This is a genomic window from Agrobacterium rosae (assembly GCF_002915175.1).
GTDB classification, from domain to species: domain Bacteria; phylum Pseudomonadota; class Alphaproteobacteria; order Rhizobiales; family Rhizobiaceae; genus Agrobacterium; species Agrobacterium rosae.
This window is the reverse complement of record NZ_NXEJ01000008.1, coordinates 849,108-874,518: the sequence shown is the minus strand read 5'-3', so window position 1 is coordinate 874,518 and position 25,411 is coordinate 849,108. Positions and strand designations below refer to the sequence as shown.

Here is a 25,411-nt window from a genome sequence, read left to right as displayed (position 1 = left end):
GCTGAATGGCCGAAATGGCCCGTATCGGCTGCTTTATAACCCTTATGATCTAATGGTTTCGAGCGGATGCAGGCAGCCCAATATCCGAAAGACGGTAGATGACAGAAACCCAGGGTATCGCCCCGGCGATTGCACAGGCGTTGGAAAAACGCGGCTACAAAGATTTGACCCCTGTTCAGAAGGCAATGCTTGCCCCTGAGCTGGACGGACAGGACGCGCTGGTTTCCGCCCAGACGGGCTCTGGCAAGACCGTCGCCTTCGGTATGGCGATTGCGCCGACGCTGTTGCAGAAGAATGGCCGTTTCGGCCAGGCCGGGGCGCCACTCGGCATCGCCATTGCCCCGACCCGCGAACTTGCCATGCAGGTGATGCGCGAGCTGGAATGGCTTTATGAGTTCACCGGCGTTTCCATTGCGTCCTGCGTGGGCGGCATGGACATCAGAGCCGAGCGCCGTGCGCTGGAGCGCGGTGCGCATATCATCGTCGGCACGCCGGGTCGTCTGTGCGACCACATCAAGCGCAAGGCGCTGGACCTTTCGTCCATTCGCGCCGTGGTGCTGGATGAGGCCGACGAGATGCTCGACCTCGGTTTCCGCGAAGATCTGGAATTCATTCTCGAGGAATCGCCATCTGACCGCCGCACATTGATGTTTTCGGCGACCGTTTCGCGCAGCATTGCCAAGCTTGCCGAAAGCTACCAGAAGAATGCTGTGCGCGTTGCGACGACATCCGAGCAGAAGCAGCACGTCGATATCGAATATCGCGCCATGGTGGTTTCGCCATCCGACCGCGAAAACGCGATCATCAATGCGCTGCGCTTTTATGAGGCCCGCAACGCCATCGTGTTCTGCTCGACCCGTGCTGCCGTCAACCATCTGACCGCGCGCCTGAACAATCGTGGTTTCTCCGTCGTGGCGCTGTCTGGTGAATTGAGCCAGAACGAGCGTACACATGCACTGCAAGCCATGCGTGATGGCCGCGCCCGCGTTTGCGTGGCGACAGACGTTGCCGCACGCGGTATCGACTTGCCGGGTCTCGAGCTGGTCATCCACGCCGATCTGCCGACCAACTCCGATACGCTTCTGCACCGCTCCGGCCGTACGGGCCGCGCCGGACAGAAGGGCATCAGCGCTATCGTCGTGCCGATGAGCCAGCGCCGTAAGGCCGAACGCCTGCTCGAAGGTGCCAAGGTCAGCCCCGCATGGGTTCGCCCACCATCTGCAGAAGAAATCACGCAGCGGGATGGCGAACGCCTGCTGGCCGACGCCTCGCTGACGGAAAATGTCAACGATGACGAGCGCGATTTCGTCGCTAAGCTTTTGGAACAGCACGGTGCCGAAAAGGTCGCTGCTGCTTTCGTGCGTCTCTACCATGCGGGTCGTTCAGCACCTGAGGACATCGCCGAAGTTTCGCTGGATGGTGCCCGCAAGCCGCGCCGCGAAGGCTTCGAGACCGTTGAAAACAACGAGCCACGCCGCGACCGTTCCGACTTTTCCGACAGCGGCTGGTTCACGCTTTCCGTTGGCCGCAAGCAGAATGCCGAACCACGCTGGCTCATTCCCATGCTGTGCCGTTTCGGCAAGCTGACGCGTCAGGATATCGGCGCGATCCGCATGCAGCAGACGGAGACCTATGTGGAGCTGGCCGCCGATGCGGTGGACCGTTTCACCTCCGCACTCGGCAAGGACATGATGCTGGAAAAGGGCATCCGCGTGAAGGCCATGGACGGCAAGCCCGACATGACCGGTGGTGCGCGCGAAGACACGCGCCCTGCAAAACCGCAGCGGAAATTTGCCGAAAAGCCCGCAGCCGGTGGCGAACGCCGCACGGAAGACAAGCCTTGGAAAAAGAAAGCGGCGGTGCCCGCTGGTGACAGACCAGCGAAGTTCGACGGCAAAAAAGACAAGCCATTCGAAAAGCGCGCTCCGAAGAAAAAAGATCGCACATAACAAAAACCCGGCGGAGATGATCCGCCGGGTTTTTTCTTTTTGCGATGTAGGAACTACCTAGGTAGCTGGCAGCCGGGCGAACCCACGATACAACCCAACTGCTGTCCATCCTGCGGTGGTGGCGGTGGGCGATTACCATCTGGACGACCTCTACCCTCATCATTCTGACGACGTGGATCGTTTTGGTTCATATCGCGGTTGCGATCCCGGTTGTTGTCACGGTTGACGTCCCGGTCTCTGTTGCGATCACGGTCGCGATTGTCGTTATCCCAACGCTGTCGGTCATTGTCGCGATCCCGCATCGGTGGACGTTGACGATCGTTCTGGTTCCAATCGCCATGACGCTGCTCCCAACGACCATCGTTCGGACCGCGGTCTCTACGGTCGTCACGACCACGCCAGTCATCCCGTGGACGGGGTGGCGGGCCACCGAAATCGCGCGGTGGCGGGGCGTTCCAGTAGCCACCCGATGGTGGCGGACGGCGCCAGCGGTCACGATCACGGTAGAAATCGCGGTTCCGGTAGTTCTGATCCCAATAACGTCCGGCTTCGAAGGTGATAATCGGCACGCCGAGATCACGGTAGTAGCGCGGCTCTACATAGACGCGGTTCTGTCGGTAGATGGCCTGAACGTAACGCCCGGCGACCCAGCCACGACCATAGCTGAACGAAACGTCGCACCACGGTGTATCCGACAGGCAACCGTGGATCGTCAGTGGTTCGCCATTGGGAATGACCACAACGGCTGGGTATGCCGTGCTCGGTCCGGAGCGCATATTGACGTTGGCAGTGGAAAAGCCCTGAGTCGCCGCTTCAGCCAAGGCCGGGGCGGCGACAAGCGCAAGCAGCGCAAAGGCACCAAACAGTTTCTTCTTCATTTTTTCTCCCTCAAGCAAGAGCTTGGCCGCCGATATCGGCATGTGACATTTCGAAAATACGCGCTTGATGATGAACGCAGCATGAAACGAAAATGCCCTGATAACGGTTCCTTTCGGGTCCGCCTGAAGCCTGAGATGAGGACCGCCCCTTGACTTCGCGGACCAAGCATCCGACTTCAGGGACTGAACACGGATGGAGTAGAACCATGAGCGAAACCGCAAAAACGACCATCGACCAGAGCGAAGTGGACCGGTTTTCCGCCATGGCCGCGGAGTGGTGGAGCCCGACTGGTAAATTCCGGCCGCTGCACAAGTTCAATCCCGTCCGTCTCGAATATATCCGCAACCGCGCCTGCGAGAATTTCGGTCGCGACCCCAAGGCGCACCGCCCGCTGGAAGGATTGCGGGTTCTGGATATAGGCTGCGGCGGCGGGCTGCTGTCTGAACCGATGGCACGGATGGGTGCGGATGTGGTCGGTGCAGACCCATCGGAGAAGAACATCGGCATCGCCTCGACCCATGCCCGTGAAAACAATGTCTCCGTCGATTACCGCGCCGTGACCGCTGAGCAGTTGCTGGCAGTGGGTGAGACTTTCGACATCGTTTTGAACATGGAGGTGGTGGAACATGTGGCCGATGTTGAGCTTTTCCTCAAGACATGCGCGAAGATGGTGCGCCCTAACGGGCTGATGTTTGCAGCCACGATCAACAGAACCTTAAAGGCTCGCGCTCTGGCGATTTTTGCAGCGGAAAATGTCTTGCGCTGGCTTCCGCGTGGAACACACCAGTATGAAAAGCTGGTGCGCCCGGACGAGCTGGAAAAGCCCCTCGTCAGTGACGGCATGCACATCGTTCACCGCACCGGCGTCTTCTACAACATGCTACAGGACCGCTGGAACCTGTCGCCGGATATGGAAGTGAATTACATGATACTGGCGAAGCGTCCGGCTTAGCGCAGACCGTCAGTTCACATCGTCAGGCAGGACCGGAAGGGGCGCAACTTCGATGCCTTCTTCGATCAGCGCCATGGCTTCTTGCGGAGATGCCTGCCCGATGATGCCGCGCTGTTCAACCTCACCATAGTGAATTTTGCGGGCTTCCTCCGCAAACTTGTCACCGACATCTTCGGTATTGGCGCGGATGGTCGCCAGCGTTTCCTTGATCTTGGCGAAGGCCTGCTTCTGTGCCGTGTCCAAAGCAAGCGTGCGCGTGGCGTCTTTCTTGCGGGCCGTGGACACGGATGGTGCCATCAGCATCTTTTCCACGGAGGATGAACCGCAGACAGGGCAGCCGATCAGGCCGCGCTGAAGCTGGTTGTCGAAATCGGCGCTGCCGGAAAACCAGCCCTCGAACTCATGGGCGTTTTCGCAGTGGAGCGAATAGCGTATCACTGTACGCTGCCCCCTGCGCCTGCGTTGTTTCTAACCGTATCGAGGTTGAAATCGCGGGCATTCTTGAGATTGGGGATTTTGCCGCGTGCCGATGCGACGGCCTCTGGATCGATATCCGCAAAGATGATTTCTTCGCCAGCGCCACCGGCCATCGCCAGAACATTGCCCCAGGGATCGATGATCATCGAATGGCCGAAGGTTTCGCGACCGTCTTCATGGGTGCCGCCCTGCGCAGCAGCCACGAGAAACGCGCCATTTTCGATGGCGCGAGCCCGCAGCAGAATTTCCCAATGCGCTTCACCGGTCTGTTTCGTAAAAGCGGCAGGAACGGTGAGAACCTGCGCACCCGCAACGGCCTCGGTGCGAAACAGCGACGGGAAGCGGACATCGTAGCAAATCGCAAAGCCGAACGTCGCAAGCGGCAGTTCGGCGACGCGGGCTTCTGTGCCGGCCTCATAAGCCGCACTTTCGCGCCAGCTTTCACCATTGTCGAGATCGACGTCGAACATGTGGATTTTGTCGTAGGTGCAGATGCGCTCACCATCTGGCGCAAACAGGAAGCCGCGATTGGCAATCTTGCCGTCGGCGCGAGCAATGGCGGTAGAGCCGACATGAACGTAGATGCCGAGTTCACGGGCAAGTCTAGCCGCCGTCAGGACGATGATATCGACCTTCTCGTCCTTCAGAACCGCACGGAGCGCATCGCGATCTTTCTGGATGGCACCCGTCATCTCCGGTGTCTGAACGTAGACGGCACCTTGGGATGCGGCATCACGAATAAGACGCTCCATGCTGGCGGCGTTTGCTATCGGATCGACCCCCGAACACATCTGAATTGCGGCAGCCTTGAAGCTCATCTTGTTTGTCCCTTGCATCGTCGTCGTACTCAAATCAGCTCGCCAGAAGAGCGTCCAGCTTGCCATCACGGTCAAGTGCATGCAGATCGTCGCAGCCGCCGACATGGTTCGTGCCGATGAAGATTTGCGGGAAGGTGTTGCGGCCAGATTTATCCATCATTTCCTGACGATAATCAGGGTTTGTGGTGGCATTGAATTCAGCGAAATCAACGCCCTTGCTTTCCAGAAGTGCTTTTGCACGGGCGCAAAAGCCACAAAAATCACGTGTGTAAATCGTAACGGATGCCATCGGTTTCAACCCTCGAACTATCGACCAAACCCGGTCTCTCCCGTGTCATATAGGCCCGGAAATCGCCATTGCAAAGGTCAAAACAGTCACATCTGAGGCACCTGCCTTCTTCAGACTGCGCGCCGCTGCCGCAACGGTTGCACCCGTGGTGTAGACATCATCGATCAGCACGACACCCTTGCCGACAATGTCGGCTTCCCGCCCCGGCGCTATTGCAAAGGCACCGCGCACATTCTGCTGACGGGCGCGGGCGGAAAGGCCCACCTGCCGGCTCGTCGGCTTGACGCGCAACAGGGTGGAGGAGAGAAACGGTTTGCCCGAGAGAGCCGCGACGTGACGCGCAAGCTCGGCGGACTGATTGAACCTGCGTGCAAGAAAACGCCGCCTGTGCAGAGGCACGGGAACGATGCAATCACACGCGGCCACCATCCCATCGCTTGCCCGCAGCATCCACGATGCCATCAGCAGCGCGAGATCTGTACGGTCAAGATATTTGAGCTGGTGGACGAGCTTTCTGGCGGGGCCATCATGGATGGTGGCCGCTCGCAGGCGTTGGAACGGCGGCGGCTCGGCAATGGCTTCAGCGCTGAGAATGCCCGGGCCATGGTCATGCGCGAAAGGAATGCCCAACACCTCGCAATAAGGCCGTTCGATGAATGTCACCTGCGCCCAGCACTCTGTACAAAACGCTCCGCCACTTTTGGTCATACGCCCGCAACCCACGCAGGATGGCGGGTAGACGAAATCGGCCAGCGCGCGCCAGACCATTCGCAGCGCACCGACCCCACCCACGTTTGAAAACAGCTTTTGCCGCTGGCCCATGTGGTTGACAATAGGCGCGAACGGGTGCCTTTGCGGCAGCAAAGTTTGGATGGATGACGGCATGGATATGATTTTCGACCCGGTGCTGGTGGAGAAGAACCGCAAGCGCGCCTGGCGCTCCAGAGACGACAAAGCTCTGTTTCTGCTGGATATCGCAGCTGATGAGCTGGCGGACCGGATTGCCATCGTGGAGCGGCATTTCGATACCGCCGTCGAGCTTCACGGGGCAACGGGCGTGACGGCTCAACGCATTCTGCAAACCGGCAAGGTCGGCGCTGTCGTGCGCGTCGAAACCGATGCCGCGTTTGCCGAAGGATATCAGGACTTCAAAGTCGCGCCGATAGAGCAACTGCCGTTGGAACCGGCATCGGCCAATCTGATTGTTTCCCCCCTTACCCTGCATCTGACCAACGACACACCGGGAACGATGATCCAGATCCGCCGTGCGCTGAAGCCCGACGGGCTGTTTCTGGCGGCTATTCCCGGGAGCGGCACCTTGCAGGAACTGCGGGATGTGCTTCTATCCACGGAAATCGAGCTCAGCGGTGGCGCAAGCGCCCGTGTCATTCCCTTTGCCGATGTGCGTGATGTGGGTGCGCTGTTGCAGCGCGCCGGTTTTGCACTGCCAGTGACGGACGCCGAAACCTACACGGTGCGCTACGATTCCATCCTTCCGCTGATGCGCGACCTGCGCGCCATGGGCATGACCAACCCATTGATGGACCGAAGCAGAAAGCCGCTGACGAAGCGTTTCCTGATGCGCGCTGCCGAGATTTATGCAGACAAATACAGCGATCCCGACGGTCGTATCCGCGCAACCTTCTCAATTATCTACGTGTCGGGATGGGCGCCACATGAAAGCCAGCAGAAGCCGCTAAAACCCGGCTCGGCAAAAGTTCGGCTTGCCGACACGCTGAAGACGACGGAAATCACATTGCCTTCAAAAGATGCCGACTGAAAGAAAGTGGCACTCAGACAACGGCGTTTGCGAACGTATCGGATATGATCTTGAAGATGGCCATGAGGTTGTCGCGGATGCTTTCCATGCCGAAGATGATCGCCATGGAAATAATGCCGACGATGAGGCCGTATTCGATGGCGGTCGCGCCTCGCCGGTCGGCATAAAGCGCTGCCAGCTTCCGCACTACGAATTCCGCCCTGTCTGCCATTCCCCAAAGCCCTTGATCCGCGTGCGTGAACGACACGTCACAGTGAAACCATGCATATTTCTACCGCAATAAAGTGTGTAATGTGTTACGCACTTTACTAGGATTGTGCGCGCGATATGTTTGCAATTCCGGCGCAAAGCTTGCTGCCCTAAACTGTGGCCGAAGCCTTTCTTAAAGCAACATATTATCGTAAGCATCGATACCCGTGTTTGAACGATGAGCCATATGCCACAGCTTGAAATTGACCAATCGCTTCAGGATTTCTTCCAAAAATCGTCCGTTGCCCTTGCGTTATCCTACGCGCAAGATGACCAGCATCTGGCCTTGGTCAACGACAAGTTTTGTGCCCTGACGGGTTACAGCAGCGATGATGTGGTGGGTAAAAACTGCCGGATGCTGCAAACCAGCCCCAACGGAACGCACGCGGAAAACGCAACTGCCCGCGAAAAAATCCACGAATTTCTACAGGTCGATGGACCTATGACCATTCGCACGCCAATCGTTAATTTCCGCAAGGACAACAGCCCCTTCGTCAATCTGCTGTTCATGTCGAAGCTGAAGGCGACCTCTGGCCAGGTGCGCTACATTTTGGCCTCTCAATTCGATGTCAGCCGCGCCCATGCACACCTGTTGCAGGACTATGAGCTCGAACTCGACCTTACGCTAACAACAATCAAACCGCTGCTCGATGACCACAACATCATGATCGAGGGTACGCTTACGACAATCGCGAATTCGACCACGACCATTGCTCAAGCAAAACTAACATTGGCGGAATGGGAACAAAACTCCCCCTATTGATCGTTTCAGTACCGAAAATTCAAGGACGAGTGTTTGTCTAAAGATTATAATGTTCCCGTCGTCGGCGTCGGCTCTTCGGCCGGTGGTCTGGAGGCGCTGCGCGAGATGTTGAGCGCGGCCGAGGTTCCAACCGGGCTTGCATTCGTTGTCGTCCAGCATCTCGATCCACACCACGAAAGCATGCTGGCAGAGTTACTGGACAGGCACACGCGGCTCAGCGTTCGTCAATGCGAGGGCGGTGAAGCCATAGAGGCTGATACGGTCTTCATCATTCCACCGGGTAAGGGACTAAGCATCGAGCGCGGGCGGCTCGTGCTGAACGACTTTGCCCAGCCGCGCGGGTTGCGCCGGCCTATCGATGACTTCTTCATCTCTCTCGCCAACGATCAGCAATCGAATTCCGCCTGCGTTATTCTGTCTGGCACGGGTGCCGATGGATCAACGGGGCTGCGCGCCATCAAGGAAAATGGCGGGCTCTGTGTCGTTCAGGAGCCTTCAACGGCCAAGTATGACGGTATGCCCGTTTCGGCAACCGGCACCGGCCTTGTCGACTTCATCAGACCACCACAGGAGATTCTGGCTTGCATCGGCGGTTTCTTTTTTCGAAAGAGCCAAGGGTCCGATAAAAAAGAGACGTCGAAGATCGCGGATATTGTCGAAGACCTTTGCACGGCGCTTCGGCGCAGCGTCGGTCATGATTTTACCGGCTACAAGCAGACGACCTTCGTTCGGCGCGTCGAGCGACGCATGCATGTTCTGGGTATAGACAGGGGCACCGAATATCTGGCCCGTGTCCAGACGGATCATGACGAGTGCGATGCGCTGTTTCGAGATTTGCTGATCAATGTAACCCGCTTTTTTCGCGACCGGCATTCGTTCGACGTCCTGAACGAGATCGCCATCACCAATCTGATGCGCGATGCGGCTGGCAGCGAAGAGGGTGTGCGGGTCTGGATTCCCGGCTGTTCGAGTGGCGAAGAGGCTTACACGATCGCGATCCTGTTTGCAGAGGCCGCCAGAAATCTGAACCTGCCCTGCAACGTGCAGATATTTGCGACCGATATCGATGAGAGCATGCTCAAAATCGCCCGGGAAGGCTCTTATCCGATCGCGTTACTGGCCGACATACCGCACGAACTGCAAGAGCATTACGTCATTCCGCACAAGGAGCGTTTCAACTTCATCGGTCAAATCCGGGATATGATCCGCTTTTCCGGCCACAGCCTGATCAAGGACCCGCCGTTTTCCAAGGTGGACCTCGTCTCCTGCCGAAACCTGCTGATCTATTTTGACGACAAGCTTCAAAAGACGGTCATGCCGCTGCTGCATTACGCGATCCGTCCGGGTGGTTTTCTTTTTCTCGGCTCTTCGGAAACGGTGGGGCGCTTCGACAGCGTCTTTTCCGTCATCGACCAGAAAGCCAGATTGTTCGAGCGCCTGCCGGGATCTCCCACCTACCCTATTCCGCTTCCGGGAGAGCGCAGCAATCGCCGCCCTGCCGTTCCACGGGCCGAAGTCGAAAAGATGTCGGGCTCCGTTGAAGAACTGGCTACAAGCCGGCTGATGGAACGCTACGTACCGGCAAGTGTCGTGCTGGACAATGACGGGCAGATCGTTGCGGCCTATGGCCGGCTGAGCCGGTTCTTTGAGTTTCCCGTGTCTGGAACGAGCGAAACCAGTGCGTTTACCCTGGCCCGTCCCGGCGTAAAGGAACAATTGGGCGCGCTGGTACGGCAGGCGGCAACGGCAAAGAGGCGTGTTGTTGCCCGCAATGTCGACGTCATCACCGACTTTGGCACGCTAAAGACCGAGATTATCTGCGATCCCTTGGAAGAGAACGCCTATCTCGTGGTGTTTCAGGAATCGGCTATGTTTACACCGCTGGAGGCCATTGACCTTGTGGAGATGGAGCCGGGTGATGGCCATGTCGAGGCATTGGAGCGGGAGTTACGCTCCGCCAAACACCGGTTGCGATCAGCGACGGAGGAGCTTGAGACCGCCAATGAGGAGCTGAAAAGCTCCAACGAAGAAATGATGTCGATGAACGAGGAGCTTCAGTCGACAAACGAGGAATTGACGACCGTCAACGACGAATTGAAAACCAAGATCGACGAAGTCTCCGTGGCCAATGCCGATCTGCGCAACTTCTTCGATTCGACCAGTCTGGCGGTCATCGTTCTCGATGACGAGATGAGGCTGCGATCCTATACGAGAGCGGCGACGGCGATCTTCCCGCTGCAACCCACCGACAGAGGCCGCCCGCTATCCGATGTGGCAAGCCGATATCCGTCTCTCGATTTTACCGCTCGCGTCAAAAGCGTGATGGCCAACGGCCTGGAGTATAATCAGACCGTTATGGACCCGGAGCAGGAGCGTACGTTTTCCCTACGTATTCTGCCGTACCGCACCGCCGATGGAGCAATAGATGGTGCCACGATCATCATGACCGACATATCCCATGCGCTGAGCATGGAAAGCCAGCTGGCGGCCGAGCAGGAGCGTCATGAGCTGGCTATCGAGGCGGCCGGGATCGGTGTTTGGGAGTATTTGCCGGATCACGGTGAATTCGTGCTGGGGGGAGCGGCCATGGAGCTGCTTCAAACCAGAGATGGTCGACCCGCGTTGCAAGCCGTTCTGCAAAACTTCAACGAACTGGACAGACAGCAATTGCACGATGCATTGGATTCAGCCGTGCATAATCATACCGGGTTCGAGCTGACCTCTCGCATCACCGGTGTCGATGGACGTCCACGATGGCTCAAGACGTTTGCCCGGCACGTTGCGGACAGCAATCCGGACCGCGTGATCGGCGTCAGTGTGGATGTGACGGCGGAATACGAACTGGCGGAAGCGCGTGAACTGATGCTGAGCGAAATGAACCACCGCGTCAAAAATCTGTTTGCGATGATCGGTGGTATATTGCGCATGTCTGCCCGCAAGCACGAAACAATCAAAAGTCTGGTGGAGGATGTCGAGGGCAGAATTCTGGCGCTGGGAAGCGCACATTCCCTGGCCTCGAACCAGAAACGCACCTCTGCGGTTCCCATCCACGACCTACTCGACACCATCCTGACGCCCTATAACAGGCACGCCGTAATCGACATTAGGGGTAAGGACTTTCTGATAGCGGTGAACTGCATCACGCCATTGACGCTGATCCTCCATGAATGGTCCACCAATGCGCTCAAACACGGCGTTCTTGGCAAGGAAGGTGGGGAATTGCGCATCGACTGGGAAGAAAAGGGCGATCATATCGATTTGGTTTGGAACGAAATAGGCACGGTACCCGTTGAGGGGTCAGGAGTGGCTGGATTTGGGACAGTGCTCTTGACCAGCGCCGCAAAACAAATCGGCGGTACGGTTTCAACTGAGGTCGATGGGGCACGGCTGACGCACACCCTGACGATGAAGATCAAGGTAAGACATGACGCAGAAGACCGTGTTGCTGGTTGAAGACGAAGTATTTGTCGCAATGGACATTCAGATGACCCTCGAGGACGAGGGCTGGACCGTTGCAGGACCATTTCCGAGTACCGCAGACGCTCTGTCTTATCTCGATGAAAACATCCCCACCTGCGCTATTCTCGACGTTCGGCTAACAGACGGAGACGTGTTTCCGGTGGCGGACAAATTAAAGGAAACGAATATTCCCTTCGTGTTTCATTCCGGCCATGCCGATGGAAAAGCGTTGGAGGAAGTTTATCCCGACTCCGCTTTCTGTCAGAAGCCATGCCTGCCAACCAGTCTTCTCCAGCAGGTAACGCGGCTGCTCAGCCGTGATGAACCGCAGAGACGTGCCGCTGCCGGTTAAGGCCGTGGATTCACGAACCCGTTAACGATGACGGTGTCGTAGAACGATTGCGTTCTTCATTCATAGAATTGCCACAGGTGCCGAAACGAGCTTCCAAGAGTGGTCCGTTGCGGCTCTTCTTGATTCCTCCTTTGAAAGTCTTTCCCGTGAACCAGAAAACATTGGTCGAAGTTTCCGTTCCGGACCAGAACGGCACCATGGTTCCTTACGGCATCATGAACAGCGAGCAAGCGGCTGAGCTGCCTGACGACTACGAGGTCGCGATTGCGCATCCAGCCGGTCAGCAAGAGGCAGACCTGGACGAGCCTAAGACGGGAGCGCTGATCTAAAGGCTGAGCCTCATGCTGCCGATAAGGCTTTCACCTGGAGCCTGTATCTTAAGGCCTAAATCGCCACGCTGGGCCTCAGGCTGGTACAGGGTTCCAGCAGCCATGGAAACTGGCTCAAGGCAGATGTAGCGTTCCGTCCGGTGGGCAGCGAGATGGCTCAGGACCGGATCGGCCTCTATCACGAGCGACCGGCTATCTTTCAGAATAATCTTTGCATGTGACCACTGCGCGAAATGTTTCGTGTAACCCGCGAGCGCCGGTAAAAACTTCGTAGAGCGGGCGACGGGTGGCTCGCCTGTGGGAAGGTCATGATCGTCCAGCGGATAGGCAAGCGCCGCATCCGTTTGCGCTTCACGATCCAGCCCCGCGGCAAAATAGGGATGCCAGCCGATGGCGGCGGGTGCCGGGACCTCTGCTTTGTTGGTGAGTGTTAGCTGCACCGTCAGCCCTTGCGCAGTAAGCGTAAATGACTGCTGCGCTCCGAATGCAAAGGGCCACTCGTCATCCGCTTCATAGGCAAGTGCGAGCACGGCCTTATCCGACGTCTGACTTGCTAGGTGCCATGGGCGACGGTGCGCAGGGCCGTGGGTGGCATCCTTGCCGAGTGCTGGATTTGGCAGGACGTTATATGCGACGCCTCCATGCACGAAAGACGCGCCATAGAGGCGGTTATGATAGGGAAACAGCGGATAGGCCCCGGCTTTCGGCCAGTTCCAGGGATCGAACACATCCGTTTCTGTTGGCATCAAGATATCGCCAAACTGCGCGTGGGTGAGATGCGTCATGCGCCCGCCCCATGCGGGACAGATGCGGGCCGAGAACGACCCGCTGTCAATTGAAATTACATCAGGCAAAGGCATAGGAGCCGTCTGGTCGCTTTGGAACCCGGCGTTGCCAGTGGATATAACCGTCTTCCTGCATGGCCTTTTCATTCATCTCGACACCCCAGCCGGGGCGATCCGGCCGCAATTCGAGATAGCCATCCTTCGGCAGATAGGGATCGACCACGTAGCGCGTTTCGTCTTCACGCTTTTCCAGATCGGTGCCGCCATAGACGTAGCATTGACCCTTTGGCAGGCGGTATTCCAGAATGCGGAAGTTCTGTTGTGCGGCAGAAAAGTGAACGTTGACGGCTGTAGCGAGCGGCCCCATGGGGTTGTGCGGCGCAATACTGACGAAATGCGCTTCCGCCAGCGTTGCGATGCGGCGCATTTCGGAGATACCGCCGACGACGCAGATATCCGGCTGGATGATATCAGCACCCTTGACCTGCAAGAGCCGCAGAAATTCATTGCGGTTATAAAGGCTTTCGCCCGTGGCCAGTGTGCAGTTGAGGCCCTGTTTCAGGTCTCCCCACATCTCGATATTTTCCGGGCGTAGAGGTTCCTCAAAGAACAACGGATCGTAAGGGGCCAGTGCATTGCCGAGCTGACGGGCGGCAGCGGGTTCGAAAATCTTGGCGTGGGCATCGAAGGCGATGTCGTAATCGGAGCGCACAGTTTCGCGCAGCGAACGGAAATACTCCGCCGAACTTCTGACGACCTCACCCCAGCGATGGGCGTGGATATCGAGACGCCAGGGGCTGAGTTTGAAAGCCGTGAAGCCCCATTCTTCATTCAGACGGTCGAATTCTTCCTTGGCTGCCGGTGCATCCGGTGCTGTATAGACGCCGGCATAGACCTTGATGCGGTCACGAACTTCGCCGCCCAGCAGCTTGTAGACCGGCACTCCGGCGGCCTTGGCGGCAAGGTCCCACAGGCAATGGTCGAGGGCGGACATGGCAGATAGGCCAAGCGCACCGGGCGGAAAGCGGTTCTGCTGGAGCATGAGATTATAGAGGTATTCGACCCGCGTCGGGTCTTGGCCCGCCAGGAAATTATAGAGGTAATCTAGGATCGGCGGCAGTGCGAGATCGGGGCCATGATTGTAGCACTCACCCCAGCCGGTCAGCCCGTCATCGGTATCCAGCGCCACGACGACACGCGGGCGGTCCTTGTCGCGGGTGACGAATACCCGCATGCGATCGATTTTCATGCTCTTGTCTTCCTCATGGATTTTAGCACGGGCGCCGTATCAACCAGCTTTGCTTTCGGTCTTGACGGCGGCAGGTTCGATGTAACGGAAACGGCGGGTGCGATCCCGATCACGTGGATCAGGCCGTGGAATGGCGGAGAGAAGCGCCTGGGTGTAGGGATGATCCGGCGCGTTGCAGACCTTTTCCGCGTCGCCCACTTCCACCAGCTTGCCGCGATACATGACGCCGACGCGGTCGCACATATATCTGATGACGCCGATATCGTGGGAGATGAAGATGTAAGCGAGGCCAAGTTCGTCCTGTAGTCGCATCAGCAAATCCAGCACCTGGAAGCGGACGGAGACATCGAGCGCCGAGGTGGCTTCGTCCGCAACGATGATGCGCGGTTTGAGCGTAATGGCGCGGGCAATGCCGATGCGCTGACGCTGGCCGCCGGAAAAGGCGTGCGGGTAGCGTTCACGCCCGGCAGGGTCCAGCCCGACCTGATCCATCAGCGCGCAGACGCGCTCATCCAGTTCTTTGCCCCTGGCAATGCCGTTGACCAGAAGCGGTTCACCGATGACCTGCGCCACCGTCATGCGCGGGTTGAGAGAGCCAAAAGGGTCTTGAAACACCATGCGCAGTTCGCGCCGCGCGGCTTTGAGTTCCGCGCCTTCGATCTTGGCGAGATCAACGACAGTACCATCGGTCTTGCGGTACAGCATCTCACCGCCGGTTGGATCATAAAGCCGCATGATGGAGCGGCCCATGGTGGTCTTGCCGGAGCCGCTTTCACCGACGATGCCGAGCGTTTCACCCGGCAGCAGCTTGATGGACACGCCGTCCAGCGCTTTCATCTCGCCGAAGTGCATGGACAGGTCCTTGACCTCGAGAATGGGTGAGGCGGTGAGATCGAGCGGCGGGCGGGCGAGCCGTATTTCAGCCTTCTGTTCGAGCTTCAAGACCGAGCCGATCAGCATGCGGGTGTAAGGGTCTTGCGGGCTGTGGAAGATTTGTTCGACAGTGCCGTATTCCTTGGCTACGCCGTGATGCATAACCAGCACGTCATCGGCAATCTGTGCCACCACGCCCATGTCATGGGTGATGAACAGCACGGCCATGCCATGCGCCTTTTGCAGACGGGCGATGAGATCAAGGATTTCGGCCTGCGTGGTGACGTCAAGCGCGGTCGTCGGCTCATCGGCGATCAGCAATTGCGGTTTGCAGGCCAGCGCCATGGCGATCATGGCACGCTGGCGCATGCCGCCGGAATATTGGAAAGCGTATCTGTCCAACGCGGTTTCCGGGTTGGGGATTTCCACCTGCCGCAGCAATTCGATGGCTTCCGCCCTCGCCTGCGCCTTGCTCATTTTCAGATGCAGGCGCAGCACTTCGGTAATCTGATCACCAACCGTATGCACCGGCGAAAGCGAAGACATCGGCTCCTGGAAAATCATCGAAATATCGGCACCGCGCACCGAACGAATGGCGCGGCTCCGCGGATCGAGCTTTGCCAGATCGAGCGTCGTTCCATTCGCACGGTTGAGGATGATGGAGCCGGACGCGATGTGGCCGGGGCTATCGATGATCTGCAGGATGGAGCGGGCGGTGACGGATTTGCCGGAGCCGCTTTCGCCCACCACGCACAAGGTCTTGCCCGGATCAATCGAAAACGAAAGGTCGTTGACGGCGCGGAACACGCCATTGCGCACTGGAAATTCCGTGACGAGATTGCGGACTTCGAGGAGCGGCTTTGCAGGCTTGATTGGGAGAATATCGCTCATCTGTGGCCTCACTTGTTGTAGGGATCGGCAGCATCACGCAGACCGTCACCGAGCAGGTTGAGCGCCATGACGGCGACGACCACAGCGACACCGGGCAGAAACAGCCAGGGTGCGGTTGCGATGGAGCGAATATTCTGGGCCTCGCGCAGCAGCACGCCCCAGGAAATGGTGGGCGGTTGCAGGCCAAGGCCGAGGAAGGACAGCGAAGTCTCGGCAAGGATCATCGCCGGGACGGCCAGTGTGACCGAAGCGATGATGTGGCTGGAAAAGCTGGGCAGCATATGGCGGAAGATGATGCGGCCTTCCGGCACGCCATCCAGACGGGCTGCCGCCACGAATTCCTCGGTTCTGAGCGACAGGAAGCGGCCACGCACCACGCGGGCAAGCTGCGCCCAGCCGGTGAGCGAGAGGATGATGGTGATCATCATATATTGCAACGTGGCGGGCCAGCCCTGCGGCAGTGCTGCGGCCATGGCAAGCCAGATGGGGATGGTGGGCAACGACAGCACGAAATCGATCACGCGCTGCATGACGAAATCGATGCGCCCACCATAATAGCCGGAGATGCCACCTAAGACGACGCCAAGCAGCAGCGAGAAGAAGACGCCGACGAGACCGATAGACAGCGAAATCTGCGACCCCTGCACCACGCGGCTAAAGACATCGCGCCCCAGACGATCTGCCCCGAAAAGGAAGAGTGGCCGTGTCTTGTCGGTCGAGGCCAAGAGGTGGATATTGGTGTTGAACAGGCCAAAGATGGAGTATTCGTATCCTCGACCGAAAAGCTGGATCGGGATTTTCTTGCCTGTGTCTTCCACGAAGACGGCGGCCAGCGTTTCGGGATCACGCGTCAACTTTAGCGGATAATAGTGCAGGCCGACGGAGAAACCATCTGTCGTATCGATGAAATGGACCCGTTGCGGCGGATAGAACGTGGCGCGGGCGTTTTGCAGCACCGGATCATTGATGGCAAAAAAGCCAGGTACGAGCGCCACGATATACATGGCGACGGTGATGAACAGCGCGGCCATGGCCAGCCGGTGGCGTTTGAACGCCCACCAGATGAGCTGCCATTGTGAGGCGACGGCGGCGCGGTCCGGGCGGACAGCGGTGGTGATGGCAATGTCACTCATGACGCCCTCCTATTCGAGACGGATGCGCGGATCGACCAGCGCCAGCAGAATGTCGCTGATGAGCGATCCGATCAGCGTCAGTGCGCAGATCAGGAGCACGAAGGCCCCGGCGAGATACATGTCCTGCGCCATCAGCGACTGCAAAAGCAGCGGTGCGGCAGTGGGCAGGTTCAGCACAATGGCGACAACGACAGAACCCGAAATGAGGTTGGGCAGCAGCCATGCAATGGTGGAAATGAAAGGATTGAGCGCAATGCGCAGGGGATATTTCGTCAGCAGGCGAAACTCCGACAGGCCCTTGGCGCGTGCCGTGGTGACATAGGGTTTCGGCAACTCATCCAGCATATTGGCGCGCATGACGCGGATGAGGCTGGCGGTGGAGGAAATGGCGAGGATGGCGACCGGCAACCAGATATGCGCCATGAGATCGACCATCTTGCCGATGCTCCAAGACGCCGTCTCATATTCCGGCGAAAACAGCCCGCCGACATCCGCCCCGAACTCGACCGCCGCGATATACATCAGCACCAGCGCCAGCAGGAAAGACGGCACTGAAAGGCCGAAAAAGGAAAAGGCCGTGAAGAGATAATCGCCAATCGAGTATTTGCGCACGGCGGAGTAGACGCCGATGGGAAGGGCGATGGCCCAAGTGGCCAGAAGGCTTACAACGGCCAGCACCAGCGTCAGCGCCATGCGTTCCCAGATGAGGCCCGACACAGGCTGTTGCCACTCGAAGGATATGCCGAAATCGCCGCGGCTGATGATGCCCCATATCCATTTCAGATATTGAATGATCATCGGGTCATCGAGGCCGAAACGTTCACGCAATTGCGCTGCCGTGTTGTGGTCGATGACTTCGTTGGAGGCGGCCAGTGTTGCGATGTATGTCGTCACATAGTCGCCGGGTGGCAGCTGGATCAGCACGAAGGCCAGAAAACTGACGGCAAACAGGGACGGGATCATCCACAGCAGGCGTTTGACGATGAAAATCAGCATGTCGCTCTCGCAATCACATTTTACCGCGCACGCCACCGTCACTGAACGACGGATGCGGGCGGTCGACACAGACTGAAAGCGTCGCCGCCTTGAGACGGCGACGCCAAAGTGGCGTTGTTAGCTTGTGAAGGTGAACTGTTGCGGCAGCGCGGGACCGGGGTTCGGCCATGTCCAGCTGTCCGGCTCCGTTTCCGGCACGTTGCGCAGATTGTTGCGGATGATGCCAAAACCACCGACGGCGAGGCAAAGACCGATGGTCTCGAACTCTTCCGCTGCAATGTCGAAAATCTGCTTCATCTTCTCGCCGCGCTTGGCAAGATCGGCTGTGGACCGTGCCTCATCGAACAGCTTGAAGCGCTGCTTCTGGCTTTCCGGCGGCTCTTCACCCTTCTGGCCATTTGATGTGTACCACAGTGCCCAGGGGATTGCGTAGCGCGACCCCTGCGGGTGGAAGGCGAAGAAGTCGCGTGGATCGAGCATCGGGTCGAGACCGCCCGGACCCGGCCAGACGGCTGCATCATGGGCATTGTCATCGCCGCGTGTATAGTAAAGCGCACGCTCGATGGTGTTGACCTTGATATCCACACCGATCTGCGCCCACTGCGCTTTCACCAGTTCCAGCGAATCGACCAGATCGGGATAAAGCGTTGGAATAACATCGATGGAGAAGAACACCGGCTGGCCATCGGGACGCAGACGAATGCCATTGCCGTTTTTCTTGTCGTATCCTGCTTTATCGAGCAGTTCGTTGGCCTTGTCGGCATCATAGTCCGTGTTCTGGCGGGCCAGTTTTTCGTGATACCAGGGATGGGTCGGACGTGGACCGGCCTGATAGCCTTCGCTCTGGCCGAAATAGACGATGTCGATGATTTCCTGCCGGTTGAGACCGATGGACAGAGCCTGACGGAAGGATTTGTCGGCGAACATCTTGCGCATCGCCGGGTCTTTGTGCGTGATGTTGAGGTAGATCTGGCACTGCTGCGCGGCAGATGGCACCAGCGTCATCAGGCGATAATCACCCTTTTTCATGTTTTGCGACAGGGTCGGCTTGTTGGCGAGAACGCTGATATGGCGCTCCTGAATGTCGATCTTGCCGGAGATGACGTTCAGCATCAGCGATTCCACGTCCTGCGAAATGCCGAAATTAACCTCATCAATGTAAGGCAACTGATTGCCTTCGGTATCGACCTGCCAGAAATATGGATTGCGTGTCATGACCACGCGGGTTGCGCCGCCGGAATAGGGCTCCTTGACGACCCAAGGATCAAGCGTCGGCTTATCGACATTTGACCAGCGCGAGGGGATTTCGATATCGCCGCATTTGGCGCGGAACAGTTCGGTCCAGCTGGAAACGCCCGCTGCCTTCACATCGGCATCCAGCGCCGTGTTATATTTCGGCAGGAACTTGCTGCAATAGTGCTTGGCGAACATCGTCGGGTGCTGGCCGAGGGGGGTTGCAAGGTTTTCGAGATAAAGCGCGTTCGGTGCGGCGAAGGTGAATTTCACCGTGAAGTCATCGACTTTTTCAACATTGACCGCTTTGCCCGCGACGGACAATTGCGCAGGCGCGGAGCTGTAAAGCTCCTTGTTCTTGATGCAGTCCTCAATCGCGAAAACAACGTCATCTGCGGTGAACGGATGGCCGTCAGACCACTTGGCACCTTGGATAAGATGGAATGTGAACTGCGAGGCGTCGTCGCTGACTTCCCATTTTTCCGCAAGGTTCGGCAGAACTTCGGTGAAGTCCATGTTCCAGCGCACCAGACCCTGGTTGCCGACCATGCGCAGAATGCCGTTATGGTCCGAAGAGCCACGAAGGCCGCGACGCAGCGTGCCGCCATAGGTACCAATTTTTTCGTGCGGTGTGACCACCATTGGATTTTTCGGCAATCGGTCGGCCAGTGGCGGCAACTTGCCGTCTTTTACCATGGCCGCCAAGGCAGGCGCTTCTTTACCGCCAGCAGCAAATGCAGGCCCCCCCAGAACCGAGACGGCAGCAACGCCTCCAAGCCCTGCGATAAAGGTTCGGCGTGTTACGCCCAGCGAAAACAGATGCTCGTCGCTCATCGATTATCCTCCCAAAAAGTCACTGGCAGCAACAGAGCTTTCGCTCCGTCGCAACGACCCTCCCGGTCAGCCAGCATGCCAATCCTCCATCGGCACGCAGACCATATGGGCGTTTTCAGATGATTACAAGTATTGACAGATTTTTACAGATTTTTTATTGATGGATCATTCGCGGTGCTCGCCCAACTTTTCTTTTCGATCCGCACCTACTTTAAAAACATAACAAACTCAGCGGTTTGCAACCGATAAAGGCGCGCTGATGGACAATCTGGCGACATCTGCTTCCCCACGAAACGACACGCGTTTCAGCGATGTGATTTACGAAAAAATCGTCGGGATGATTTCTGACGGACGGTTTCCGGTCAACGAACGCCTGCCTTCCGAACAGAACCTTGCCGTGATGTTCGGTGCTTCGCGGCCTGTGGTGCGCGAAGCCCTGGAGCGGTTGCGCAATGACGATCTGATCGTGTCCCGGAAAGGGTCTGGTTCCTATGTGCGCCAGCAGCCGGACTCGTCTGTCTTGCAGCAAATCCCCGTGGGGTCACTGGCAGACGTTCAGCGTTTTTTCGAATTCCGGTCCGGGCTGGAAGCATCTGCCGCGGAGCTTGCGGCGCGCAACTGGCAAAACGCCGACAGAGCGCAGATCGAACAGGCCATTACCGCGCTGGAAGCCTGCCTTGAGAATGGTGATCTTGGTGCGGATGAAGATTTCGCCTTGCATGAAGCCATTGCCATGGCGAGCCAGAACCAGTTTCACATCACCGTCCGGGCATGGTTCAAGCCGCATTTTTCCATCGGGCAATCTGTGACGCGAAGCCTCAGTCTAAAACGAACGCCGCAACGGGTTCGTGATGTGCAGAACGAGCACACCGCAATCGTGGAAGCGATTTTCGCGCGGCGCGAACAAGCTGCCCATGACGCCATGAAAAACCACGTTCTGAAAGCCCGCGCACGTATGTTCGAGGGCGTCGGGAACTGAGGTAGATTGCAGATGACCCAACCGCGCATCATCCAACCAACGTTCCATCAGCTGATCGACGTCCCTCTCAAGGTGGGTGAATCGCCTGTGTGGGATGACCGTTCGGGTGCGCTGTGGTTTGTCGACATTCTGGCCCCTGCGGTGTTTCGGCTTGAACAATCTGGACATCTTGATCGCTTTGATATGCCCGCGCCCGTTGGGTGTCTTGGCCTTTGCGAGAACGGGATGGTCGTCGTCGGCTTGCAGACGGGCGTCCACCTGCTTGATCCGGCAACCGGAAAGCTGGACCGTCTATGCGACCCTGATAACGGGAGACCGGATAGCCGTCTCAATGACGGCAAGGTGGGGCCGGATGGGCATTTCTGGGTTGGTACGCGCGATGAGGCCGTGCCGCAGACCGGCAATGCCCGCCTTTACCGGGTTGCGCCAAACGGTGACTTTACGCGTGTGATCGATGGCGACATGCTGACCTCGAACGGTCTGGCCTGGAGCCCAGACGGCAGGCGGATGTATCATTCCGATAGCAGCGGGTTGTTGCTGCAAGTGTTCGATTTCGACCCGCAGACCGGACAATTGGGACCGGCGCGACGGCTGCACGACTTCGCACCGGGCGAAGGAAGGCCGGATGGGGCGACAACGGATAGCGAGGGTTTTTACTGGAGCGCGGGCGTTCAGGCGGGTCGTCTGAACCGATTCTCGCCAGAGGGCGAGATTGAGGAAATTTACACATTTCCATTCAAGGGACCAACCATGCCGTGCTTCGGCGGGCCTGACCTCAAGACGCTGTATCTGACGAGCCTTACAACGGAAAATGACGGTGCCAGCGTCGCCGGTACCGTCATTTCATTTAAAGCTCCCGTCGCTGGCGCACCCGTCAGCCGGTTCGCTCTTTAGGCGTCACAGAACACGTGGCACGCCGTCGTTCTCATCGGGATTGGGAAGCGGCAAGTCATCTGGTAGTCCGTCGGGTTCCGGTTCTTTGACTGGCGGAACATCGGGCTGGGGTGGAAGGGGTGGAACCTGTCCGGGAACGGGCTCAACAGGGATGACAGTCATGGACGTCTCCTAACATGAAATTGGCGGGCAACACCCTCTTCGAAATCGCCGATCGGTCCACTTTCGTTCGCCGCTTCTGGTCCATTCAAATTCGCATTGCCCGCCTTGCGGGTATCATGGGGTAAACGTATCTGGCACGTCAGGGTTCCCGATCGTTTTGGGATCAGGCAAAACCCAGGGAGTTTCTGGCAACCTCGCGGCTATCACCATAATCGCGGGTATGGGACTCGTGACCATATTCGCGGGCGACCATGCGACCGACCTGCATATCGGGCATCTGGAGAAGGGCGTCAGCGTAGGTGCCGGTCTCTTCCTCTGCGGCGATAGTATTCTGCGCTGTTTTCAAGAAATCGAACATGGCTTCCTCCCACTCCAATGTTAAATCGTTAACGCGTCAGTTGCGTCCCTGTTCCCTCCCAGAAAAGCGAAACAACCGTTGTAGATCAAAACAATAATACAACACGGTTTTTTGACAATCCGTTACGGCGGATCGTTAAAATAATGTCATTTTGCAGGACCTGACGACTGCCGCAAAACGAGATCGACGGGCCATAGTTCCTGACACTCCGTTACCGGGCGGCCGGCGATGATCTGCAGCAGCAAATCCGTTACCCTCTCGCCTGCCATGCGCTGGGGAGACCGGGTCGTCGAAAGTGACGGCAACATACTCTCAGGCGTCAGATACGGGAACACGTCATCATGCGCGATGACGGATACGTCCTTGCCGATGACGAGGCCAAGCTGGCTTGCGGCACGGTAAACGCCCTGTGCCGTCATCATGGCACCAGCCACGAAGGCGGTGGGACGCGGGCTTTTTTCCAGCAGCGAGCGGGCGAACTGAAAGGCCGTTTCCTCGCTGAAAGGTGACGACAGCATCATGCGCGGATCGGCTGAAATATTCATCGTCTCCAGAGCATCGCGATAGCCGTTTTCGCGATCGATGACGAAGGTTCTGCCCCTGGGACCGTTGATGAAGGCGATGTTGCGGTGGCCGCGCTCCAACAAATGCACGGTGGACAGATAGGCCACGGAGTGGTTGTCGATATCCAGCCAGGCGTGTTCGAATTTGGTGGCAGAACGCCCGTGAACCATGAAGGGGACGTCGAGTTTGTGCAGAAGCGCTATGCGCTCATCATCCGGACGCGGCGAGTGGATGATGATCCCATCGACGCGGCCACTCTGCGCCAACCGGCTGAAGATGCTGAGCTCTTCGTTGAGGTCGTTGTCGGTGGTCACGCTGACGAGAATATCCGTATCCTCGCCTTCCAGGCGACTGGCCATGCCGCCCATGAATTCCGAGAAAAAATGGCCGCCGCCGCTTCTGCCCATGACGACGCCGATGGCACCTGCCCTGCCCGTGACCAGCCTTACGGCATTCGCATTGGGCCTGTAGCCCAGTTTACGGGCGGCTTCGGTAACGCGGTCGCGGGTTTCCTGACGGACTTCAGGATAGCCACCCAGCGCCCGGCTGACCGTGGTGGGTGACAATCCCACTTTTTCTGCGAATTCCTTGAGTTTCATGCGCCCCGCCGTTTTCTCTTGAATGCGGCCAACAGCATTAAGTTTCAAGCTTGAAAATTTGAAATCGATTTCAATACATGAATATCAACCGCCTCAAATAGTGAAAAGAGGCGGAAACTTTCAACGGCATTGCCCGTTAACGGCGCATGAAATCTCTAAAATCGAACGGATTGACACCGCGCTCCGAATTTGACAGCTTTGTGAAGTCGAAAGCGTTTTCAATTTAGAGGATGATTGAAATCGGCATGGAGGAGTTTTGACAATGAATGTTTCGATAAAAGTTTTGTTCCTGTGCGGCAGTGTGATGTCCACAGGCTTTGCCGCGCAGGCCGCGGAAATTTCGATGGCCGCGAATTCTACGGGTAAAAACCTGAATTTCATTCGCGAGCAACTGGTGGAGTTCGAAAAGCAGAGTGGACACAAGGTGAAACTTGTTACCATGCCACCATCATCCAGCGAGCAGTTCAGCCAGTATCGTCTGTGGCTTGCGGCCGGTAACACCGACGTTGACGTCTACCAGACGGACGTGGTCTGGGCACCGCAGCTGGCAGAACAGTTCGTGGATTTGAGCGAAGCGGCCAAGGATGTCGTTTCCAAACATTTCCCATCCGTCATCGCGTCGCAGACGGTGGATGGCAAGCTGGTTGCCATGCCGATGTACACGGACGCCCCAGCCCTGTTCTACCGCAAGGATTTGCTGGAGAAATACGGCAAGCAGCCACCCAAGACCTGGAAGGAACTGGCGGAAACCGCCAAAGAGGTTCAGGACAAGGAACGCACGGCCGGACAGAAAGACATGTGGGGCTTCGTGTTTCAGGGCAGCGCCTATGAGGGCCTGACCTGCAACGCACTCGAGTGGATTGCATCTGCCGGCGGTGGCCACATTGTCGAAACCAATGGCGACATCAGCATCAACAATGACAAGGCGGCAGCGGCCCTCGAGACGGCCAAAAGCTGGATCGGTACCATCTCGCCGCAGGGTGCGCTTGCCTATAAGGAAGAAGAAGCCCGCGGCGTTTGGCAGACAGGCAATTCCGTGTTCATGCGCAACTGGACCTATGTCTACGCGCTGGGCAACGGTGGCGACAGCGCTATCAAGGGCAAGTTTGGAGTCGTGCCTCTGCCAGCCGGTACTGAAGGCCAGGCAGCAGCATCGACATTGGGTGGCTGGAATGCGGCCGTTTCCAAATATTCCAAGAACCAGGAAGCCGCGATTGCGCTAGTGAAATTCCTAGGGTCTGAAGAAACCCAGAAAAAACGCGCCATCGAACTTTCCAACATGCCAACGATTGCGACGCTCTATGACGACAAGGACGTTGCCAAAGCGCAGCCTTTCATGCCGCTGTGGAAGCCGATTTTTGAGACCGCCGTACCGCGTCCATCTGCGGCGACCAAGGTGAAATACAACGAGGTCTCGGCAAAGTTCTGGGGAGCTGTGCACAACACGCTGTCCGGAACCGGCACCGCTGCTGAAAATCTCGAACTTCTGGAAGTCGAACTCACCGATCTCAAGGGCGACAGCTGGTAATTTGGCGTCACCCGTCAGGTGGCCGTTATCGGTCACC

At 57.7% G+C, this 25,411-nt stretch carries 25 protein-coding genes; 10 read left to right on the top strand and 15 right to left on the bottom strand.

Translation table 11 applies throughout. The annotated features are described in order from the left end of the window. The first annotated feature begins 98 nt into the window (after window positions 1-98). Window positions 99-1,949: a DEAD/DEAH box helicase gene (locus CPJ18_RS19775; protein ID WP_103659671.1), complete on the top strand. Its 1,851-nt coding sequence runs from the start codon at window positions 99-101 to the stop codon at window positions 1,947-1,949. A 53-nt stretch (window positions 1,950-2,002) separates the two neighbouring features. Here the strand turns inward: CPJ18_RS19775 and CPJ18_RS19770 are convergent, their stop codons facing one another. After that, window positions 2,003-2,827: an SH3 domain-containing protein gene (locus tag CPJ18_RS19770; protein WP_103659731.1), complete on the bottom strand. Its 825-nt coding sequence runs from the start codon at window positions 2,825-2,827 to the stop codon at window positions 2,003-2,005. Window positions 2,828-3,033: 206 nt separating this feature from the next. Here CPJ18_RS19770 and ubiG point away from each other — a divergent pair, with 206 nt between their 5' ends. Beyond that, window positions 3,034-3,780 (top strand): bifunctional 2-polyprenyl-6-hydroxyphenol methylase/3-demethylubiquinol 3-O-methyltransferase UbiG, encoded by a 747-nt coding sequence (gene ubiG, locus CPJ18_RS19765; protein WP_103659670.1) that lies wholly within the window; start codon window positions 3,034-3,036, stop codon window positions 3,778-3,780. Window positions 3,781-3,789: 9 nt separating this feature from the next. On the opposite strand, the gene CPJ18_RS19760 is transcribed toward ubiG, so the two are convergent. From CPJ18_RS19760 to CPJ18_RS19745, 4 genes are read right to left on the bottom strand one after another with little or no spacing between them, the layout of a single operon-like run. Then, complete coding sequence (locus CPJ18_RS19760; protein ID WP_077102783.1) at window positions 3,790-4,218, bottom strand: DUF1178 family protein; 429 nt, start codon at window positions 4,216-4,218, stop codon at window positions 3,790-3,792. Continuing rightward, entirely contained in the window at window positions 4,215-5,075 is an 861-nt protein-coding gene (locus CPJ18_RS19755) for a carbon-nitrogen hydrolase family protein (protein WP_103659669.1), read from the bottom strand. The genes CPJ18_RS19760 and CPJ18_RS19755 overlap by 4 nt, the downstream gene beginning before the upstream one ends. A 34-nt stretch (window positions 5,076-5,109) precedes the next feature. Then, window positions 5,110-5,364, bottom strand: a complete 255-nt coding sequence (gene grxC / locus CPJ18_RS19750) for a glutaredoxin 3 (RefSeq protein ID WP_077102779.1) — start codon at window positions 5,362-5,364, stop codon at window positions 5,110-5,112. A gap of 45 nt (window positions 5,365-5,409) precedes the next feature. Beyond that, window positions 5,410-6,132, bottom strand: coding sequence for a ComF family protein (locus tag CPJ18_RS19745; RefSeq protein WP_103659730.1), 723 nt, complete (start codon window positions 6,130-6,132; stop codon window positions 5,410-5,412). 115 nt (window positions 6,133-6,247) lie between these two features. Here CPJ18_RS19745 and CPJ18_RS19740 point away from each other — a divergent pair, with 115 nt between their 5' ends. Beyond that, window positions 6,248-7,144 (top strand): methyltransferase domain-containing protein, encoded by an 897-nt coding sequence (locus CPJ18_RS19740; protein ID WP_103586263.1) that lies wholly within the window; start codon window positions 6,248-6,250, stop codon window positions 7,142-7,144. A 13-nt stretch (window positions 7,145-7,157) separates the two neighbouring features. Here CPJ18_RS19740 and CPJ18_RS19735 read toward each other — a convergent pair whose 3' ends face one another. Next, a complete protein-coding gene (locus CPJ18_RS19735) occupies window positions 7,158-7,355 on the bottom strand; it encodes a Flp family type IVb pilin (protein WP_077102776.1) in 198 nt (65 codons plus the stop codon). 225 nt (window positions 7,356-7,580) lie between these two features. Between CPJ18_RS19735 and CPJ18_RS19730 the strand changes: the two genes are divergently transcribed. The 4 genes from CPJ18_RS19730 (at window position 7,581) to CPJ18_RS19715 (ending at window position 12,296) form a co-directional block, all read left to right on the top strand. After that, window positions 7,581-8,156 carry a PAS domain-containing protein gene (locus CPJ18_RS19730; protein ID WP_077102774.1) on the top strand — a complete coding sequence of 192 codons (576 nt, stop codon included), beginning with the start codon at window positions 7,581-7,583 and terminating at the stop codon, window positions 8,154-8,156. Between the two features lie 33 nt (window positions 8,157-8,189). Then, window positions 8,190-11,609, top strand: coding sequence for a chemotaxis protein CheB (locus tag CPJ18_RS19725; RefSeq protein ID WP_245445438.1), 3,420 nt, complete (start codon window positions 8,190-8,192; stop codon window positions 11,607-11,609). Then, entirely contained in the window at window positions 11,581-11,967 is a 387-nt protein-coding gene (locus tag CPJ18_RS19720; protein WP_077102770.1) for a response regulator, read from the top strand. Before CPJ18_RS19725 ends, CPJ18_RS19720 begins: the two co-directional genes overlap by 29 nt. Before the next feature lie 146 nt (window positions 11,968-12,113). Then, window positions 12,114-12,296 (top strand): hypothetical protein, encoded by a 183-nt coding sequence (locus CPJ18_RS19715; protein WP_077118570.1) that lies wholly within the window; start codon window positions 12,114-12,116, stop codon window positions 12,294-12,296. On the opposite strand, the gene CPJ18_RS19710 is transcribed toward CPJ18_RS19715, so the two are convergent. The 6 genes from CPJ18_RS19710 to CPJ18_RS19685 all read right to left on the bottom strand — a co-directional run bounded on the left by CPJ18_RS19710 (window position 12,293) and on the right by CPJ18_RS19685 (window position 20,290). Continuing rightward, the gene (locus CPJ18_RS19710) at window positions 12,293-13,156 is read right to left on the bottom strand and encodes an aldose epimerase family protein (protein ID WP_103659667.1); all 864 of its coding nucleotides are present in this window, start codon (window positions 13,154-13,156) and stop codon (window positions 12,293-12,295) included. The genes CPJ18_RS19715 and CPJ18_RS19710 overlap by 4 nt on opposite strands. After that, a complete protein-coding gene (locus tag CPJ18_RS19705) occupies window positions 13,143-14,330 on the bottom strand; it encodes a galactarate dehydratase (RefSeq protein WP_077102764.1) in 1,188 nt (395 codons plus the stop codon). Before CPJ18_RS19705 ends, CPJ18_RS19710 begins: the two co-directional genes overlap by 14 nt. Before the next feature lie 39 nt (window positions 14,331-14,369). After that, entirely contained in the window at window positions 14,370-16,094 is a 1,725-nt protein-coding gene (locus tag CPJ18_RS19700) for an ABC transporter ATP-binding protein (RefSeq protein WP_153366563.1), read from the bottom strand. Window positions 16,095-16,102: 8 nt separating this feature from the next. Further along, window positions 16,103-17,227: an ABC transporter permease gene (locus CPJ18_RS19695; RefSeq protein WP_103659666.1), complete on the bottom strand. Its 1,125-nt coding sequence runs from the start codon at window positions 17,225-17,227 to the stop codon at window positions 16,103-16,105. Window positions 17,228-17,236: 9 nt separating this feature from the next. After that, window positions 17,237-18,223, bottom strand: coding sequence for an ABC transporter permease (locus CPJ18_RS19690; protein ID WP_103659665.1), 987 nt, complete (start codon window positions 18,221-18,223; stop codon window positions 17,237-17,239). Window positions 18,224-18,340: 117 nt separating this feature from the next. After that, window positions 18,341-20,290, bottom strand: a complete 1,950-nt coding sequence (locus CPJ18_RS19685) for an ABC transporter substrate-binding protein (RefSeq protein ID WP_103659664.1) — start codon at window positions 20,288-20,290, stop codon at window positions 18,341-18,343. Between the two features lie 259 nt (window positions 20,291-20,549). On the opposite strand from CPJ18_RS19685, the gene CPJ18_RS19680 reads away from it, so the two are divergent. Further along, window positions 20,550-21,269: a FadR/GntR family transcriptional regulator gene (locus tag CPJ18_RS19680; RefSeq protein WP_103586255.1), complete on the top strand. Its 720-nt coding sequence runs from the start codon at window positions 20,550-20,552 to the stop codon at window positions 21,267-21,269. 12 nt (window positions 21,270-21,281) lie between these two features. Continuing rightward, window positions 21,282-22,163 carry an SMP-30/gluconolactonase/LRE family protein gene (locus CPJ18_RS19675; protein ID WP_103659663.1) on the top strand — a complete coding sequence of 294 codons (882 nt, stop codon included), beginning with the start codon at window positions 21,282-21,284 and terminating at the stop codon, window positions 22,161-22,163. Between the two features lie 3 nt (window positions 22,164-22,166). On the opposite strand, the gene CPJ18_RS26855 is transcribed toward CPJ18_RS19675, so the two are convergent. The 3 genes from CPJ18_RS26855 to CPJ18_RS19665 all read right to left on the bottom strand — a co-directional run bounded on the left by CPJ18_RS26855 (window position 22,167) and on the right by CPJ18_RS19665 (window position 23,846). Further along, on the bottom strand, window positions 22,167-22,325 hold the full coding sequence (locus CPJ18_RS26855; RefSeq protein WP_167397938.1) for a hypothetical protein: 159 nt from the start codon (window positions 22,323-22,325) through the stop codon (window positions 22,167-22,169). A 163-nt stretch (window positions 22,326-22,488) separates the two neighbouring features. Further along, window positions 22,489-22,683, bottom strand: coding sequence for a hypothetical protein (locus CPJ18_RS19670; protein WP_103659662.1), 195 nt, complete (start codon window positions 22,681-22,683; stop codon window positions 22,489-22,491). A gap of 146 nt (window positions 22,684-22,829) precedes the next feature. Beyond that, window positions 22,830-23,846 carry a substrate-binding domain-containing protein gene (locus CPJ18_RS19665; protein ID WP_077102748.1) on the bottom strand — a complete coding sequence of 339 codons (1,017 nt, stop codon included), beginning with the start codon at window positions 23,844-23,846 and terminating at the stop codon, window positions 22,830-22,832. Between the two features lie 262 nt (window positions 23,847-24,108). On the opposite strand from CPJ18_RS19665, the gene CPJ18_RS19660 reads away from it, so the two are divergent. Continuing rightward, on the top strand, window positions 24,109-25,374 hold the full coding sequence (locus CPJ18_RS19660; protein ID WP_103659661.1) for an ABC transporter substrate-binding protein: 1,266 nt from the start codon (window positions 24,109-24,111) through the stop codon (window positions 25,372-25,374). Window positions 25,375-25,411: the final 37 nt, after the last annotated feature.